This is a genomic window from Microvirga sp. P4_G7, assembly GCF_056401005.1.
Window position 1 is genome coordinate 1 of record NZ_JBFUKD010001011.1, and the last position, 964, is coordinate 964.

The 964-nt window shown below is 55.7% G+C and carries 2 protein-coding genes; both read left to right on the forward strand.

Features of this window, described 5'->3' with window-relative positions:
- Positions 1–237 precede the first annotated feature (237 nt).
- Positions 238–441, forward strand: coding sequence for a CsbD family protein (locus tag AC1DT3_RS22625; RefSeq protein ID WP_477467412.1), 204 nt, complete (start codon positions 238–240; stop codon positions 439–441).
- A gap of 83 nt (positions 442–524) precedes the next feature.
- Positions 525–964 (forward strand): DUF6766 family protein (locus AC1DT3_RS22630; RefSeq protein ID WP_477467413.1); only part of this gene is annotated, 440 nt, incomplete at its 3' end.

The window sequence follows — 964 nt, forward strand, 5'->3', positions numbered from 1 at the left end:
CGTCAGAGAACATCTCGTCCTTGAATGACGACTCCCGGCTTTGGCAAGCGCTGAGAACAATCGGCATGGAGATCAGGATGAAAAATCGGCGCACGCGTCGGCCCCCCGCTATCGATGGCGCAAACTATCGCTTTAGCCTCGGCGGTACCCTCACCGAACGGCTAGGAGACGCAAGCTCCTCGGAACTCCCCTGCGTCTGTCGCGTTTCCATGGTGAACAACAATAGGAGTTTCTAAAATGGATTGGAACCGCGTCGAAGGTAACTGGAAGCAGTTCAAGGGCAAGATCAAGGAGAATTGGGGTAATCTCACCGACGATGATCTCGATTCCATCAATGGCCGTCGTGAGCAGCTAGAAGGTAAGCTTCAGGAGCGCTACGGCTATGCCAAGGATAAGGCCAAGGCCGAAGTCGACACCWGGTACAATACTCAGCGCTGGTAAAGCGTATTTGTCGCGATGCCGAGTCCTATCGGCATCGCGACCCCCCTTTCGATCATTCGACTGCGTGCCGCAGGAGGCGTTGAATGAGGCGGTTCGTTCGCGACAACGGGCTTTCGATCGCGCTTCTCACGCTTTTCATTCTCTCGTTCATCGGCCAGATCGCAGCGGGCTATTTTGCTCACGCGGAAAATTTGCGCGCTCACGATTTGCCGCCTATTTCGCTCATCACATATTTCACCACTGGACACTTTGTCTCCGCGACCTTCGAGAACTGGGAGAGCGAATTCCTTCAGATGGCGCTCTACGTTATCCTGACGGCCGTTCTGATCCAGAAAGGCTCGCCGGAATCGCGATCGCCGGACGAGGAAGACGATGAATCGGATGACCCGCCATCCGACGGTCGTGTTCCGCGAAACGCACCATGGCCGGTTCACCGCGGCGGGCTTCTTCTTAAGCTCTATTCGCATTCACTTGGAACGGCGCTCGTCGCTCTGTTCTTGATCTCGTTCGTCCTGCATTGGCT